Source organism: Ferdinandcohnia sp. GQ5 (assembly GCF_059759275.1).
The window spans coordinates 1-525 of the sequence record NZ_JCAXEW010000051.1 but is presented as its reverse complement, the minus strand read 5'-3'; the positions used below and the strand labels follow the sequence as shown (position 1 = coordinate 525).

Sequence of the window (525 nt, the reverse complement as noted above, 5' to 3'; positions counted from 1 at the left end):
CTTCGTTGACTCGCTTTCTCCGCTGCTCATGCACCCTAAAGTGCACTCCGCTGCTCGAAAACTCATCGCCTCGAACTTCTTGCTTCTCGTGCGCCTTAAAGTTTTAAAGAACTTTACTTCAATGAATGTTTTGTTACGTTATCTAGTTTTCAAGGAACAAAGCTACTGACTTCAATCACATCGTGATTTGCATCAGTGAGTAATCTTCATGCAGCTTTGCGCTGAGGAATCAATCATCTTCGATTAATCTTGCAGACACAAGCGCAAAATAAATATTTGCAAACAAAAAAACCGTCGGCAAATAAATGGTGGAGCCTAGCGGGATCGAACCGCTGACCTCCTGCGTGCAAAGCAGGCGCTCTCCCAGCTGAGCTAAGGCCCCAAGGGATATATAGAATGAATGGTGGGCCTAAATGGACTCGAACCATCGACCTCACGCTTATCAGGCGTGCGCTCTAACCAGCTGAGCTATAGGCCCATTCATATTAGATTATGAGAAAAGTTAGTTCTCTCAAAACTAAACAC

At 44.8% G+C, this 525-nt stretch carries 2 tRNA genes; both read right to left on the bottom strand.

The annotated features are described in order from the left end of the window. Positions 1 to 306: 306 nt before the first annotated feature. Positions 307 to 382: transfer RNA gene (locus AC6CHV_RS26315), tRNA-Ala, on the bottom strand. 19 nt (positions 383 to 401) lie between these two features. Continuing rightward, positions 402 to 478 (bottom strand) — tRNA-Ile (locus AC6CHV_RS26310). Positions 479 to 525: the final 47 nt, after the last annotated feature.